This window comes from Mesorhizobium sp. 131-2-1 (assembly GCF_016756535.1).
Lineage (GTDB): Bacteria > Pseudomonadota > Alphaproteobacteria > Rhizobiales > Rhizobiaceae > Mesorhizobium.
On the sequence record NZ_AP023247.1, the window covers coordinates 446630 to 461983 of the forward strand.

Genomic DNA, 15354 nt, shown 5'->3' on the forward strand with positions numbered 1-15354 from the left:
CCGCCTCCGTGCAAGGCAAGGCCGTCGAATGGGCCAGCAGCGCGTCACCTGCCGGCCAGCCCTTACTTGCCGACTACCCCCTACTTGCCGGCGAGAATGTCCTTGATCAGCCGCTGGCAGCGCTCGGCCATGAAGTCGAGCAGCAGCCGCACCTTGGGGTCCTGCAGCTTCTTGTGCGGGTAGACGGCGGCGAACTGCACCGGCGTCGGCGGTGTCTTCGCCAGGATAACCTGCAGCCGCTGGTCGCGGATGAAGGGCTCGACCTCGAAGCGCGGCTTGTTGATGATGCCGCGCCCGGACAGCGCCCAGCCGGTCAGCACGTCGCCGTCGTCGGTGTCGTAGGGCCCATGCACCTCGAATTTCTGCGGGCCGGTCGGCGTCTGCAGCGTCCAGACATATTCGCGCGCGCCGGCATAGCGCAGCATCAGGCAATCGTGCTTCTTGCCGATCAGTTCCTGCGGCTCGGCCGGCTCGCCGCGCGCCTCCAGATATTTCGGCGCCGCCACCAGCACACGCTCGCATTCCATGATGCCGCGCATCCGGAGGCTGGAATCCTCGATGATGCCAAGTCGGAAGGCGACGTCGATGCCTTCCTTCATGATGTCGACATTGTGGTCGGAGAGCCTCAACCGCACCTCGATATCAGGATATTTGTCGTGGAAATCCGGAATGCCGGAGGCGACCAGCCGCCGCCCGAGGCCGAGCGGGGCCGTCACCTTGATCGTGCCGCGCGGCTGGCCGGACAGCGCCGAGACCGCGGCCTCCGCCTCGGTGATCGCTTCCAGCACCTGCTTGGCGCCGGCGTAGAACACCGTGCCGTGCTCGGTCGGCATCAACTGCCTTGTCGTGCGGTTGAACAGGCGGACGCCGAGATGCTTCTCCAGCTCCTTGATGCGGTTGGAGGCGACCGCCGGCGAGATGCGCATGTCGCGTCCCGCCGCCGACAGATTGCCGAGCTCGACGACACGGACGAAGACGGCAATGTTGTCGAGATAGGCCATGCGGGTTCGTGGCTCTCAAGCGGCTGCGTATAGCCAGCCTAGTATTTTCCATTTTTTTTTGAAAGTCATCGTGCACCTCGCCTCTTTCGGTTTCAGCACGACGCCGTAAAGTCGGCCAATCGGCAGGGACGATTTCAATGATGGATTTCGCGATTTTCTGGGACTGGCTGAGCTTCGCCGTCCGCTGGCTGCATGTCATCACCGGCATCGCCTGGATCGGCTCGTCCTTCTATTTCGTCGCGCTCGATCTCGGGTTGCGCCAGCGCCCCGGCCTGCCGGCCGGCGCCTTCGGCGAGGAGTGGCAGGTGCATGGCGGCGGCTTCTACCACATCCAGAAATATCTGGTGGCGCCGGCCGAGATGCCGGAGCACCTCACCTGGTTCAAATGGGAATCCTACGCCACCTGGCTGTCGGGCTTCGCCATGCTGTGCGTGGTCTACTATGCCGGCGCCGACCTGTTCCTGATCGATCCCAATGTGCTGCCGATGTCGGTTCCGGTCGGCATCCTGCTTTCGATGGCGACGATCGGCGTCGGCTGGGTGGTCTACGACCTGCTCTGCCGCTCGCCGCTGGGCAAAAGCGACACCGGGCTGATGCTGGTGCTCTACGGCGTGCTGGTGTTCATCGCCTGGGGGCTGACGCACCTGTTCACCGGCCGCGCCGCCTTCCTGCATCTCGGCGCCATCACCGCCACGATCATGTCGGCCAATGTCTTCATGGTCATCATCCCCAACCAGAAGATCGTCGTCGCCGACCTGATCGCAGGTCGCAAGCCCGACCCGAAATACGGCAAGATCGCCAAGCAACGGTCACTGCACAACAATTACCTGACGCTGCCGGTGCTGTTCCTGATGCTGTCGAACCACTATCCGCTGGCGTTCGGCACCCAGTTCAACTGGGTCATCGCCTCGCTGGTGTTCATCATCGGCGTGCTGATCCGGCACTATTTCAACACCGTCCATGCCCGCAAGGGCAACCCGACCTGGACCTGGCTGGGCGCCGCGGTGCTGTTCGTCATCATCATCTGGCTGTCGACCGTGCCGAAGGTTCTGACCGGCGAGCCCAAGGCCTCGGCGGCGGCCGAGACCTATATCGCCTCGGCGCATTTCCAGGCCGTGCGCGACACGGTGCTTGGCCGCTGCTCGATGTGCCATACCGAGGAGCCGGTCTACGAAGGCATTTACCACGCACCCAAGGGCGTGATGCTGGACACCGACGCGCGCATTGCCGAGCACGCGCGCGAGATTTATCTGCAGGCCGGCCGCAGCCACGCCATGCCGCCCGCCAACGTCACCCAGATCAGCGACAAGGAGCGGGCGCTGCTGGTCGCCTGGTTCGAAGGCGCGGGAAAGTAAGCATGACCTCCACACTTCTGCGCGGCCGCACGCTGACCTTCCTGCGCTGGCCGGAAACGATCGACGACCATGCCGCCTGGCGCTACGAGGAGGATGGCGGCCTGCTGATCAGCGACGGCCGGATCGTCGCGTCTGGCGCTTATGCGCAAGTCGAGAAACAGGCGGGCGACGGGACGAAAAAAATAGACCATCGCCCGCATCTCATCCTGCCGGGCTTCATCGACGCGCATGCGCATTTTCCGCAGATGCAGATCATCGCCTCCTACGGCGCCGAGCTTCTCGACTGGCTGAACAAATACACCTTTCCCGAGGAAACGAAATTCCGCGACGCCCAGCACGGCCGCCGCATCGCGAGGCTGTTCCTCGACGAGATGGTGCGGCACGGCACGACGACGGTCGTTGCCTATTGCTCGGTGCACAAGGCTTCGGCCGAGGCCTTCTTCGCCGAATCGCATGACCGCAACATGCTCAATATCGCCGGCAAGGTGATGATGGACCGCAACGCGCCGGACGGCCTGCTCGACACGCCGCAGTCGGGCTATGACGACAGCAAGGCGCTGATCAAGGAATGGCATGGCAAGGGGCGCCAGCACTACGCCATCACGCCGCGCTTCGCCATCACCTCGACCCCGGAGCAGATGGAGATGGCCGGCGCGCTGTGCCGCGAGCATCCAGACCTTCACATGCAGACACATCTCTCGGAAAACCATGCCGAGATCGCCTTCACGCAGGAGCTGTATCCCTGGTCGCGCGACTATACCGATGTCTACGAACACTATGGCCTGCTGGGGAAGAAAAGCCTGTTCGGCCACTGCATCCATCTCTCCGAACGCGAGGCGGACGCGCTGTCGGGTTCCGGCTCGGTAGCGGTGTTCTGCCCGACCTCGAACCTGTTCCTCGGCTCCGGCCTGTTCGACTATCAGCGCTATCGCAGGCGTGACAGGGCCCTCAGGATCGCTGCCGCCACCGATGTCGGCGGCGGCACCAACTATTCGATGCTGCGCACCATGGACGAGGGCTACAAGGTGATCGCGCTGAACGGCGAGAAGCTCAACCCGTTCCAATCGTTCTGGCAATTGACGCGCGGCAATGCCGAGGCGCTGTCGGTCGCCGACAAGGTCGGCACGCTCGAGGCGGGCAGCGACGCAGACATCGTCGTGCTCGATGCCCGCTCCACGCCGGCGATGCGGCTCAGGATGGAAACGATCGGCACGCTGGCCGAGGAACTGTTTCTCCTGCAGACGCTGGGCGACGACCGCACTGTCCGCGAGGTCTATGTCGCGGGACGGCCGGCCAAGAGCGCAATCACGAACTAGTTTCGTTTGCGCGTTCCGGCTTGACCCCACGGCAACCATCGGCCAAAGCGTGCGGCGACATTGACAGGGGAACGACATGGCCGTTGCCGACGACATCGCTCTGATCAAGAAACAGGAAGCCACGCTGGTCTTCCCCGCCTTCGACGAGGCCGTCGCCTTCGAGATCGGTACGGCGATCCGCAAGCGCGCGCTGGCCGAGAACCTGCCGATCATCGTCGACATCAGGACCTTCGACCGGCCGCTGTTCTACGCCGCGATGCCGGGCTCGAACGCCTCCAATCCCGACTGGGCGCGGCGCAAGATCAATGTGGTGAAGCGGTTCCTCAAAAGCACTTACCGCATGGTGCTGGAGCAGCAGCGCCCGGACCGCACCTTCAAGGTCGGCGAAGGGCTGGATATCGCCGACTACGTGCTGGCCGGCGGCGGCTTTCCGGTCACCGTCAAGGGCGCCGGCGTCATCGGCGTGATTGCCGTGTCGGGCCTGCCGGAGCGTGAGGATCACGGTGTGGTGGTCGACGCGCTGTGCGCGCATCTGGGCGCCGACCGCAAACAACTGGCCCTGGCGCCGGAAGCACAATGACAGACCCCAAATCCTTCCTGACGTCGATCTTCAACGCCGCCGTCGCCGCCGCCGATCCGGAGAAGACGATTCGCGATCATCTGCCGGCAAGGCCGAAGGGCCGCACCATCGTCATTGGCGCCGGCAAGGGCTCGGCGCAGATGGCAGCGGCCTTCGAGAAGGTGTGGGACGGCCCGATCGAGGGGCTGGTCGTCACCCGCTACGGCTATGGCGCGAAATGCGAGCGCATCGAGATCATCGAGGCGGCGCATCCGGTGCCGGATGCGGCCGGTCTGGAGGCGTCGCGGCGGCTGCTGGAGAAGGTGCGCGGGCTGACGGCGGACGATCTTGTCGTGGCGCTGATCTCCGGCGGCGGCTCGGCTCTGCTGCCCTCGCCCGCTCCCGGCCTGACGCTGGCCGACGAGATCGCCGTCAACGAGGCGCTGCTTGCCTCCGGCGCGCCGATCGCGGCCATGAACACGATCCGCAAGCATCTCTCGACCATCAAGGGCGGCCGGCTGGCGGCCGCCGCGCATCCGGCCAGGGTGGTGTCGCTGGTGGTCTCCGACATCCCCGGCGACAATCCGGCCCTCGTCGCCTCAGGCCCGACCGTTCCCGACACCGGCAGCCGCGAGGATGCGCTGGCGTCCATCGCCGCCTACAACATGAAGCTGCCGGCCTCGGTGATGGCGCATATCAATTCGCCGGCTGCCGATGCGCCGCGTCCGGACGATCCGGTCTTCGCCGGCAATGAAGTGCATCTGATCGCCTCGGCCGGCGTGTCGCTGGAAGCCGCCGCCGCCGAGGCCAGGCGGCAGGGTATTGAAGCCGTCATCCTCTCCGATTCCATCGAGGGCGAAGCGCGTGAGGTCGGCGGTGTGCATGCCGCGATCGCCCGCGAGGTGGCGACGCGCGACCGTCCGTTTGCCAAGCCGGTGCTGATCCTGTCGGGCGGAGAGACAACGGTGACGCTGCGGGCCAAGGGCAAGGGCGGCCGCAATTCGGAATTCCTGCTCGCCTTCGCGATTGCCATTGGCGGCCTGGACGGCATTCACGCGCTGGCGGCCGACACCGACGGCATCGATGGCTCGGAAGACAATGCCGGCGCCTTCGCCGACGGCTCGACGGTGTCGCGCATGCGCGCCGCCGGCATCGACGCCAAGGCGATGCTGGCGGGCAACAATGCCTGGACGGCCTTCAACGCCGTCGGCGATCTCTTTGTCCCGGGCCCGACGGGCACGAATGTGAACGATCTGCGAGCGATCCTGATCCGCTGAGATCGCGAAACAGGCTCGTCAGCCGAACTCACACCTCGTGCAGATAGAGGTGATAGTCCAGTTCGCTGACGGTGCGGGCGACGCGCAGATATTCGGCTTGCTTGATCGCCACGAAGGTCCGGTGCAGATCGGGGCCGAGTGCCTCTTTCAGGAAATCGGACGCCCGCGCCGCCTCGATCGCGGCGCGCCAGTCCACCGGCATGGTCGTGCGCGTGACGGCCGCTTCGTAGCCGTTGCCGGTGGTTTCAGGACCGGGATCGAGCCCTTCGTCGAGACCCTTGGCAATGCCAGCCAATACCGTCGCCGCCACCAGATAGGGATTGGCGTCGACGCCGGACGGCCGGTGCTCGATGCGCCGGTTTTTGGCATTGCCCGCAGGCACGCGTAGCGCCACCGAGCGGTTGTTGACGCCCCAGGTCGGCGCCACCGGTGCGTAGGACTGCGAGACGAAGCGTCGCCAGGAATTGGCGTGCGGGGCAAACACCAGCATCGATTCCGACATGGTCTGGATCAGGCCGCCGAGACCCTGCAGCAACGGCAGCGACCAGCTCTCGCCGCCGGCTTCGGCAAACACGTTCTTGCCGGCATCGTCCTGCAGCGAGACATGGAAATGCATGCCGGAGCCGGCATATTTCTCGATCGGCTTGGCCATGAAGCAGGCGGTGACGCCATGCCGGCGCGCCTGCGCCCTGACCAGCCGCTTCAGCATCACGAGGTCGTCGGCCGCCCGCATGACGTCCTTGCGGTAGTTGAGCGTCAGCTCGTACTGGCCGGGCGCATATTCGGAAATCACCGTCTCGGCCGGAATGCCTTGCACTTTTGCGGCGGCATAGATGTCGGAGAAGAGCGGCTCCATGCCGTGCAAATGGTCGACCGAATAGACCTCGGTCTTGGCCGAGCGGCGTCCGTCAAGCACGGCATGCGCCGGCTGCACCTTGCCGTCGGCATCGCGCTCATTGGCAAGCAGGAAGAATTCGAGCTCGAAGGCGCCAGCTGGGTGCAGTCCCTTGGCCGCCAGACGCTCGACCTGCCTTTTGAGCGTCAGCCGGGGATCTGAGGTCATCGGCTGGCCGTCGAGATGGTACATCGCCATCAGCACCTGGCCGCGTGGCGGGCTGGTGCCGAAGAGCGGCACCAGCGTGCCCGGAATCGGCCATGCGCGAAGGTCGCCGTCGCCGGTGTCCCAGACCAGCCCGGTCTCGTGCACATCCTCACCGGTGATGTCGAGGCCGAGGATCGAGATCGGCAGGTGCCGGCCGCCCTCGAAAATGCCCATCAGCTCGTGCCGGCGCACGATCTTGCCACGGCCGATGCCGTTGGCGTCGGTCAAGACGATGTCGAAGGCCTCGATTTCGGGGTGGGCGTCGAGAAAGGCTTTCGCCTCGCGGGGCGTCGAGCCCGAAGGTGAGGTCATGATGGAACTCTGCTTTGGCCTGGCCGCCAATCTTCCAGCCGCTTGTCTCATGCCGCAAGCCTTGCCGCAACCGTCGCGAAAGCGGTGATCAGCCGGTTGACCTGGGCTGCCGTTGTCGCCGGCGAGATCAGCATCATATTGTGGAAGGGCGCGATCAGCACGCCCTGGTTGACCAGCGCGACATGCATGGCGGCTTCCAGCTCCGGCGCATGCGCGGCCTCCGCCTCACCGCCGTTCCGCAGCGGGCCCGGCGCGCAGATGAATTCGACGCGGGCGCCGACACGCGCGACATGCCAGGGCAATTGGTAGCGGTCGATGACGGCGGTCAGCCCGGCATCCAGCCGCCGCGCCAGCCGGTCCATATGGGCATAGGCTTCCTCGGTCATCACCTCCTCGAGTGCCGCACGCATCGTGGCGAACTGCAGCGGGTTGGCCGATAGCGTCGTGCCCATGCCGGAATAGCCGGGCTCCTTCACCCTGTTGTTGGCGGCATAGCGGGTGGCGACCTCCTCGCTCAGGCCCCAGATGCTCGCCGGCACGCCGCCGGCCACCGGCTTACCGAGCACGAAGAGATCGGGATCCAGCCCGTGCTTCCTGGTGTAGCCGCCAGGACCGGTGGAGATGGTGTGGGTCTCGTCGATAAGAAGCAGCGTGCCGGCGGCGCGGGTGAGGCGCCGCAGCGCGTCGTGGAAGCCTGGGTCGGGCAGCACCATGCAGGAATTGGTCAGCACCGGCTCGGTGATGACGCAGGCGACATCGCGGTCCGCGAGCGCCGCTTCGAGCCCGGCGACGTCGTTGAACTCCACGATCTTGGTTGCCCGGGTGAGATCGCGGAATTCGCCGGCGAGCCCCGGCCGGTTCACCGGCTTGCCGTCGATCAGCCGCACCATCGTCTCGTCGACCGAGCCGTGGTAGCAGCCGTTGAAGACGAGGATCTTCTCCCGGCCGGTGACGGCGCGGGCGACGCGCAGCGCGAAGCGGTTGGCATCGGTCGCGGTGGTGGCGATCTGCCAGAAGGGCAGGCCGAAGCGCTGCTGGAGCAACGGGCCGATGGCCAGCGCATCCTCGCTCGGCAGCATATAAGTCAGGCCGCGCCCGGACTGGCGGCGGATGGCGCGGGCGACCGGCGGCGGCGAGTGGCCGAACATCGAGCCGGTGTCGCCGAGGCAGAAATCGTCGAGTCGGTTGCCATCAATGTCGGTAATGAGGGCGCCTTTGGCGCTGTCGACGAGGATCGGGAACGGCGTCGGCCAGTCGGTCATCCAGTGCATCGGCACACCGCCGAGAAAACCGGCCATGCCATTGCCGACCCTGGCTTCGGATTTCGGCCGCCCCTTGCGGAAAATCTCTGCCTCCGCCTCACGCAGCGCGGCAATGCGGTCGCGGCCAATGCCACCGATCGAAGTCTTTGAATGGTCGATTGAATGCATGAAGGCCCCTCTCGCCGGGCACTGTAGACAATCGCCCTCTCAAACCGCAATTGGCCGCAGGGTTGCCCTGCATTGGTTCAGCCGCAGTCGACCGGCGCTTGACCTCGAGGCAAAACCCGGCGCCAATAGGGTCGGGCTTTTGATCTTTGGGGGAAAAATGCGGGCGATCATCTGCACTGCAACGCTGCTGCTATCGGCCGGCGCGGCCCTTGCGAGCGGCGGTATCTGGTGCACCGCCGAGGACGCGGCGGCCATATTCCAGGTCGAAGCCGGCGTCACCAGGGGCATGGGCGGGCCGACGTTCAATTTTCGCGGCGATCTCGAAATTCTCGGCCGGCCTGCCGGCGACAGCCTGCGCAAGACCGTCTTCGAGGATTCCAACCTGACCCAGTACTGGCTCGACGACAAGGAATTGCGGCTGAACATCTACCACGAGCACGAAGTCGCGGAACGTATCAACTCGGTCGAACTGACGATCCTAACCAAGACCAGTGACGAAGGCGTCTATGACGGGCGCTATACGCTCGCCATCTACGACCCCGCGGCGGATACGGACCAGGACGGCAAGCCGGTTGAAGTCACCGGCAATGTATCCTGCGGGGCCGAGTAGGCGAGTTCAGGCCGTGATGTCGATGACGCCGCAGTCGCCGGCGGCGCTGCCGAAGACGATCCGGCGCTCTTCCCTGTCCCACATCATCGAGGTGATGGCGCCCTTGCCGGGCCGGCGCAGCAGCACTTCCTTGGCGTCGGCGAAGCGCACCGCCATCACCATGCCGTCGTCATAGCCGATCGCCACCACATCCTGGCTCGGATGACAGGCGACCGTGGTGACCATTGCGTTGCCGCGCGTGCCTAACTCCAGCGGCGCCTTGCCCATCGGGCCGTCCTTGCCCGTAAACGGCCAGACGATCGCCGCCGGCGCGCCCGAGCTCGCCAGCCATTTGCCCTTGGGCGCCCATGACAGGCTTTTGACCTTTGCCGGATAGCCACTCATGCGCATGTGCTTGCCGTCGGCGAGCTTCCAGCCATGCAGCGCGTTCTCCTGCATGGTGGTGACGAGGAAGGCGCCGTCCGGCGAGAAAGTGATGCCGGTATGGGCGCCGGCCCATTCGAGTTCCACCGGCTTGCCCTCGGCGGCCGGGAAATGCAGCGTCGCGCCATTGTAGCGGGCGACGCCGAAGCGCATGCCCTTGGGCGAGAAGGCCAGCCCCTCGACCGAACGCTGATGGGCGAATTCCTTGGTCTTGCCGTCGGCAAAGCGCACGAAAGCCGTCTTGCCGGAAGCAAAGGCGATGGCGCCCTGCGGGCCGGCGGCAACGCTGGTGATCCACTTTTTTCCGGCGCTCGCGAGTTCCGTCGGTTCGGCCCCGGCGGTTACGGCGAACACTTTGCCGTCCTCGCCGCCGGTGATCAGCCGGTCGTTGGCGGTATCGTGGACAGCCGCGAGCAGCCCGTCATTGGCCTGCGCCGTCTTGTGGCCGTGATCCAGCCGGTGGACGGCGCCGTCGGCCATGGCGAAATGCGGGATGTCGCCGAGGAAGACGGCGGCGACGCAATGGCCTTCGAGATCAAGTGGGGCAACAGTGGGCACAGGAGATCATTCCATTCGAGATTGTTAGCCCTGGGCGAGCGGCCAGGTGCGGCCCGGCCTTCTCCCCCTGTGGGAGAAGGTGGATTGGCGCGCAGCGCCAAGACGGATGAGGGGTGGGTGACGGATCGCCGTCATTACCAAGCTGGAGCACCCCTCATCCGACGGAGCTTCGCTCGGCCACCTTCTCCCACAAGGGGAGAAGGAAGAGGAGGCAGCGCTAGCGCCATAGAGTCGGGAAATCAAGCCGCCTGGCAGGCCTCGAAGCTCTTCCGCAGCCGCTCGGCGTCGAGCTCGCGGCCGATGAAGACCAGCCGGCTCTCGTGCTTCTCGCCTTCCTTCCAGGCGCGCTGGTGGTCGCCCTCGATGATCATGTGCACGCCTTGGATGACATAGCGCTCGTCGTCGCCCTTGAGCGCAATGATGCCTTTCAGTCGCAGGATGTTCGGGCCTTCCATCTGGGTGATCTTCTCGATCCACGGGAAGAATTTCTTCGGGTCCATCTCGCCGCCACGCAGCGACACCGACTGCACCGTCACGTCATGGATATCGGAAGGGTGCGCGTGGTCGTGATGATGGTGGTCATGGCCGTCATGATCATGATGGTCATGGTCGTGGTGGTCGTGATCGTGATCATGGTCGTGCGCTTCGAGGAAATGCGGGTCGTTCTCCAGCGCCCGGGCGAGGTCGAAGGCGCCGCGGTCGAGCACCTCGGTCAGTGCCACCCCGGCGCGCTGGGTGCGATGGATCCTGGCGGCCGGGTTGATGGCGCGGATCGTCGCCTCGACCTTGGCGAGTTCATCCGGCGTGACGAGGTCGGTCTTGTTGAGCACGACGACATCGGCGAAGGCGATCTGGTCCTCAGCCTCCTTGGAATCCTTCAGCCTGAGCGGCAGGTGCTTGGCGTCGACCAGCGCCACCACGGCGTCGAGCTTGGTCTTGGAGCGCACGTCGTCGTCCATGAAGAAGGTCTGCGCCACCGGCACCGGGTCGGCCAGGCCTGTGGTCTCGACGACGATGGCGTCGAAGCGGCCGGGCCGGCGCATCAGGCCTTCGACGACGCGGATAAGGTCGCCGCGCACCGTGCAGCAGACGCAGCCATTGTTCATCTCGTAGATTTCCTCGTCGGATTCCACGATCAGGTCGTTGTCGATGCCGATCTCGCCGAATTCGTTGACGATGACGGCGTAGCGCTTGCCGTGGTTCTCCGACAGGATGCGGTTGAGCAGCGTCGTCTTGCCGGCGCCAAGGTAGCCGGTCAGCACGGTTACGGGGATTTGCGTCTGCGCTTGGCTCATATCTTGCCTCGAAAACTGTGGCCCTGGAAAATTCGGCTCGCGAAAAATCCGGGCTTCGAAAAGGGGAGTGTCGGCTCCATATAGGGTGTGTGCCGCGCTTTTGCACGCGGCAAACCGATAGGCCAGGCAGGCAGATCAGAAAGGCGCAAGATGTCCGAAAAGCCAGCTTCCCTGCCGTTCTCCCGGCGCCGGGCGCTCGGCCTGATCGCCGTCACCGCCGGCGGCGGCATCTTCCTGCCCTCCACCGCGCCTGCCGCTGAGGTTTCGCCCTATGCCGGCCTTGCCCTGTTCGATGCCGGCGCCGGCGTCTGCGCCATCACGCCCGAGGTGACCGAAGGGCCATTCTATTTCGATCCGAAGCTCGAGCGCTCCGACATCACCGAGGGGAAGAGCGGCGTCGGCCTCACCGTGCGGATGCAGGTGGTCGATACCGGCTGCCGGCCTCTCGCCGGCGCGCGCGTCGACATCTGGCATTGCGACGCGCAAGGCCACTATTCCGGCTATCCGGGCCAGGGCGACGGCCAGGATGTCGACACGTCCGGCCAGACCTTCCTGCGCGGCTGGCAAAAGACGGACGAAAGCGGCGTCGCGTCCTTCGCCACCATCTATCCCGGGTGGTATCGCGGCCGCACCACCCATATCCACTTCAAGGTCTTCCCGAACGACCGCTCGGTGATGACCGGCCAGATGTTCTTCCCCGATGCGCTCAGCGACCAGATCTTTGCGACCGTTTCGCCCTATACCGAGCGCACCGGCAAGCGCGACACGTCGAATGCGCAGGACGGCATCGCGAAGAAGGCGGGGCCGCTGTCGCAGGCGGCCTTGCGCGAGGCCGCGGATGCCTACCAGGCGCTTCTGGTGGTGGCGGTGAAGGCCGACTGACACCTCGCCGCTTAGCCGCCTGACGTCCGCGGGAAAAGTCTTCCAGTGGGTAAAAGTCGTTTGTCATCTAACTGAAATAAACATCTGGCATCACCCACGGCGGACACCGCAATGCTTGCCGGCAAAGCTGTTTTGCAAGCCGGATTCTTTTTGATCGTCGATTGCCAACCCGCAGGCAGCCTCTATGCTGTCGGCACCGGTTCGGCCGAAGAGGGATGACCATGGCCAAGGCGGACAAGACAGCGACAATGAGCCGGCTGCATTCGGCGGCGCGACTGGCGCGCACGGCGCTCGCCGCGCGGCTTCTGGCGCATGGTTTCTATGCCGGACAGGACCAGATCATGCTGGCGCTCGACCGCGAGGACGGGCAGACTCCCGGCAACCTCGCCGGCCGCCTCGGCGTGCGTCCACCGACCATCACCAAGACCATCAACCGGCTGCAGGCGCAGGGTTTTCTGGAGAAGCGCGCTTCGGTCAACGACGCCCGCCAGGCGCATATCTTCCTCACCGAGAGTGGCCGCGAAACCATCCGCGCCATCGAGAAGTCGGTGAAGAAGACCGAAAAGCAGGCGCTGAAGGGTCTCGACAAGAAGGACCAGAAGGCGCTGTTCAAGCTGCTCGCCCGGGTCGAAGCCAACCTCTCCAACGAAGAGCTGGTGCTGATCGACGACGACGCCGAACTCGATGATTGACGAGCGACGCGTCAGCGTCGTCTCGTAGCGACGCACCGGCGTCGTCGCTCAACGCACCGCCTTAGCATTGTCCGGGAAGCGCGACGCCCAGCGTCGTAGCCCAAAAGGCCAAGTCAGGCCGCCGCCGGGCCACGAACCAAGCTTGACCAGCGTCCAGGTGTCAGCCCGAACGCCTTCTTGAAATGCCGGTTGAAATGGCTCTGGTCGCTGAATCCGGCAGCAACGGCGATTTCGGCCAGCGCCTCACCTGCCTCGATCATCCGCCGTGCCCGTTGCAGCCGGCGCATCACCAAGAAACGATGCGGGCTGGTGGAATAAGTCGCGCGGAAATGGCGCGAGAGCGCATAACGGTCGAGACCCGTGACGGCTTCCAGTTCACCCGACCGCACCGGCCGCCCGGCATTCTCCTCGAGATAGTCGCGGGCAAGTGCGGCGGCGCGCCATGCCGTCTTGCCCATCGGCTTTGCCGGCTGTCCGGCATGACGACCGAGGTTGCGCGCCAGTTGCGCGATGAAATCGGCTACGAACAGCTCGTCCAGTTCCTCCTCCAGCGGCGCCAGTGCCGAAAGCAGCGTGCCGCGCAACGCCGGGTCGCTGACCACGGCTTCGGCGACGAAAGGCAGCGGCGCGCCGTCCAGGCTATCGAGGAGCAGCGACGGTTCCAGATACAGGATGCGATAGCGCAGTCCGTCTTCCGTACCGGCGCCGCCGTCGTGCAATTCGTCGGGATGCAGCACGATCACCTGGCCGGGCAGGCTGTGCCGCACCGCGCCGCGATAGTGGAAGCGCTGGACGCCGTGCAGCGTCACACCGATGGCATAGGTGTCGTGGCGATGCAGATCGAAGGCATTGCCGTGGAAGCGCGCCTCGATGCGCTCAATGCCGGTTCCGCCCGGCGCCGACAAGATACGGTCCCCAGACGTGGCCGACTCCGAGCACGAACGTTCAAGACCATGCAGCGCCGCTTCGCCTAGATTGTGCGCCATCGTTTCATCCAGGCCCGTCATGGGCCGCCTCCCGGAGACTCAATCTTGGTGTTCGATACGAAATTTGCAATCGTGCTCAGGGACGATCTCGCCGTCTGGCAGAAGCTCAACGTCACTGCATTCCTGACCAGCGGCATCGTCGCGCAGTTTCCCGAAATCATCGGCGATCCCTATCGCGACCGCGCCGGCAACATCTACAACCCGCTCTCGATCCAGCCGGTGATCGTGCTTTCGGCGGACGGGTCGATGCTGAATGCGATCCATCGTCGCGCGCTGGAACGCGGCGTGACGACCTCGGCCTATATCGAGGAGATGTTCTCGACCGGGCACGACGCCGCCAACCGCGCCGTCTTCGCCGAATTCGCGCCCGACGATGCCAAGGTCGCCGGGATCGCGGTGCGCGCCGAAAAGAAACTCGTCGACAAGATCACCAAGGGTGCCCGCATGCAGGCTTGATCGAGGGCCGGCAGCGCTGGTCCACGGCAGCCCCTTGGCTGAGCCTGTCCGGGGGCGCTTGTTGGGCCAGTCGCTTTTGGCTTGCTGGCCAGCGGCGATTGCCGCAAAAGGGTGGCGTCTACCTTTCCCTGGCCCGACCTTGAGCGTTCCCAAAAATCAAGACGACAGCGCCACGCCGCCGGCGGCGATGCTGCTGATGCTGTGCGTGTACGTCTGCTTCACCTTTCTCGACACCAGCAGCAAATATCTGGTGCTGGCGGGCGTGTCGGCGCTGATCGTCGCCTGGGTGCGTTTTGCCGTCCATGTCGTGCTTGTCGGCGTCTTCCTGCGCGGCTGGCGCAAGCCGTCGCGTTTTCGCGCCAACAACTTGCCGGCGCACATATTGCGCGGCGCCTTCCTGTTCGGCTCGACCATGTGCAACATCATGGCGTTGCGAACCCTGCAGCTGGCCGAGACGACATCGATCTACTTCTTCGGCCCGATGGTGATCACCGCGCTTGCCGGTCCGCTGCTCGGCGAATGGGCGGGCTGGCGGCGCTGGCTGGCGATCCTTTCCGGTTTCGTCGGCGTGCTGATCATCACCCGGCCCGGCGTCGGCGTGTTCGGCATCGGCCATCTCTTCGCGCTCGGCTCGATGCTGTCGAACAGCTTCTATGTCATCATGACCCGCCGCATGTCGGCGAACGAGACTTCCGAAAGCCTGATCCTGTTTTCGGCGCTGGCGCCAGCAGTGCTGCTCCTGCCCACGCTGCCGTTCTCGCATGCGCTGCCGCAGGACGGCTGGCACTGGCTCATCCTGCTGATGCTCGGCGTGTTCGGCGCCACCGGCCATTGGCTGCTGGTGCAGGCCTATCGCCTGGCCACCACCACCGCGCTCGCCCCCTACCCCTATTCGCAGATGGTGTGGATGATCATCTCCGGCTGGGTCATCTTCAACCAGTTCCCTGACCGCTGGACGCTGCTGGGCGCAGCCATCATCGTCGCCAGCGGCCTCTACATCATCCATCGCGAACATCGGCTTCGCCTGCGCAACAGCGCGACGCTGGATGCAGAGGCGGAAGCCCTGGCAAAAAAACTTTGATTTGCCCCCGATCGATGGC

General features: G+C 65.1%; 15 protein-coding genes. 9 read left to right on the forward strand and 6 right to left on the reverse strand.

Annotated features, from left to right (window positions below; all coding sequences use genetic code 11):
- Positions 1–80: 80 nt before the first annotated feature.
- On the reverse strand, positions 81–1001 hold the full coding sequence (locus JG743_RS02050; protein ID WP_202297703.1) for a LysR family transcriptional regulator: 921 nt from the start codon (positions 999–1001) through the stop codon (positions 81–83).
- Between the two features lie 137 nt (positions 1002–1138).
- On the opposite strand from JG743_RS02050, the gene JG743_RS02055 reads away from it, so the two are divergent.
- From JG743_RS02055 to JG743_RS02070, 4 genes are all read left to right on the forward strand, one after another.
- On the forward strand, positions 1139–2356 hold the full coding sequence (locus JG743_RS02055) for a urate hydroxylase PuuD (RefSeq protein WP_202297705.1): 1218 nt from the start codon (positions 1139–1141) through the stop codon (positions 2354–2356).
- Between the two features lie 2 nt (positions 2357–2358).
- The gene (gene guaD / locus JG743_RS02060) at positions 2359–3672 is read left to right on the forward strand and encodes a guanine deaminase (protein WP_202297706.1); all 1314 of its coding nucleotides are present in this window, start codon (positions 2359–2361) and stop codon (positions 3670–3672) included.
- 76 nt (positions 3673–3748) lie between these two features.
- Positions 3749–4252, forward strand: a complete 504-nt coding sequence (locus tag JG743_RS02065; protein ID WP_202297708.1) for a heme-degrading domain-containing protein — start codon at positions 3749–3751, stop codon at positions 4250–4252.
- The gene (locus JG743_RS02070) at positions 4249–5508 is read left to right on the forward strand and encodes a glycerate kinase type-2 family protein (RefSeq protein WP_202297710.1); all 1260 of its coding nucleotides are present in this window, start codon (positions 4249–4251) and stop codon (positions 5506–5508) included. Before JG743_RS02065 ends, JG743_RS02070 begins: the two co-directional genes overlap by 4 nt.
- Positions 5509–5536: 28 nt before the next feature.
- On the opposite strand, the gene JG743_RS02075 is transcribed toward JG743_RS02070, so the two are convergent.
- Positions 5537–6922 (reverse strand): glutamine synthetase family protein, encoded by a 1386-nt coding sequence (locus tag JG743_RS02075; protein WP_202297712.1) that lies wholly within the window; start codon positions 6920–6922, stop codon positions 5537–5539.
- A gap of 47 nt (positions 6923–6969) precedes the next feature.
- Positions 6970–8352, reverse strand: a complete 1383-nt coding sequence (locus JG743_RS02080) for an aspartate aminotransferase family protein (protein ID WP_202297714.1) — start codon at positions 8350–8352, stop codon at positions 6970–6972.
- A 157-nt stretch (positions 8353–8509) separates the two neighbouring features.
- On the opposite strand from JG743_RS02080, the gene JG743_RS02085 reads away from it, so the two are divergent.
- Positions 8510–8962: a hypothetical protein gene (locus JG743_RS02085; RefSeq protein WP_202297716.1), complete on the forward strand. Its 453-nt coding sequence runs from the start codon at positions 8510–8512 to the stop codon at positions 8960–8962.
- A 6-nt stretch (positions 8963–8968) separates the two neighbouring features.
- Here the strand turns inward: JG743_RS02085 and JG743_RS02090 are convergent, their stop codons facing one another.
- Together JG743_RS02090 and JG743_RS02095 are read right to left on the reverse strand one after the other, a co-directional pair.
- Positions 8969–9943, reverse strand: coding sequence for a WD40 repeat domain-containing protein (locus JG743_RS02090; protein WP_202297718.1), 975 nt, complete (start codon positions 9941–9943; stop codon positions 8969–8971).
- 239 nt (positions 9944–10182) lie between these two features.
- On the reverse strand, positions 10183–11238 hold the full coding sequence (locus JG743_RS02095) for a CobW family GTP-binding protein (RefSeq protein WP_202297720.1): 1056 nt from the start codon (positions 11236–11238) through the stop codon (positions 10183–10185).
- Positions 11239–11388: 150 nt separating this feature from the next.
- Here JG743_RS02095 and JG743_RS02100 point away from each other — a divergent pair, with 150 nt between their 5' ends.
- Together JG743_RS02100 and JG743_RS02105 are read left to right on the forward strand one after the other, a co-directional pair.
- Positions 11389–12120, forward strand: a complete 732-nt coding sequence (locus tag JG743_RS02100) for an intradiol ring-cleavage dioxygenase (protein WP_202297722.1) — start codon at positions 11389–11391, stop codon at positions 12118–12120.
- 221 nt (positions 12121–12341) lie between these two features.
- Positions 12342–12812: a MarR family winged helix-turn-helix transcriptional regulator gene (locus JG743_RS02105; RefSeq protein ID WP_202297724.1), complete on the forward strand. Its 471-nt coding sequence runs from the start codon at positions 12342–12344 to the stop codon at positions 12810–12812.
- Between the two features lie 113 nt (positions 12813–12925).
- On the opposite strand, the gene JG743_RS02110 is transcribed toward JG743_RS02105, so the two are convergent.
- On the reverse strand, positions 12926–13798 hold the full coding sequence (locus JG743_RS02110) for an AraC family transcriptional regulator (RefSeq protein WP_202302383.1): 873 nt from the start codon (positions 13796–13798) through the stop codon (positions 12926–12928).
- Positions 13799–13846: 48 nt separating this feature from the next.
- On the opposite strand from JG743_RS02110, the gene JG743_RS02115 reads away from it, so the two are divergent.
- Positions 13847–14254, forward strand: a complete 408-nt coding sequence (locus JG743_RS02115) for a DUF2000 family protein (RefSeq protein ID WP_202297726.1) — start codon at positions 13847–13849, stop codon at positions 14252–14254.
- Positions 14255–14450: 196 nt separating this feature from the next.
- On the forward strand, positions 14451–15335 hold the full coding sequence (locus tag JG743_RS02120) for a DMT family transporter (RefSeq protein WP_202302385.1): 885 nt from the start codon (positions 14451–14453) through the stop codon (positions 15333–15335).
- The last annotated feature ends 19 nt before the right edge of the window (positions 15336–15354 follow it).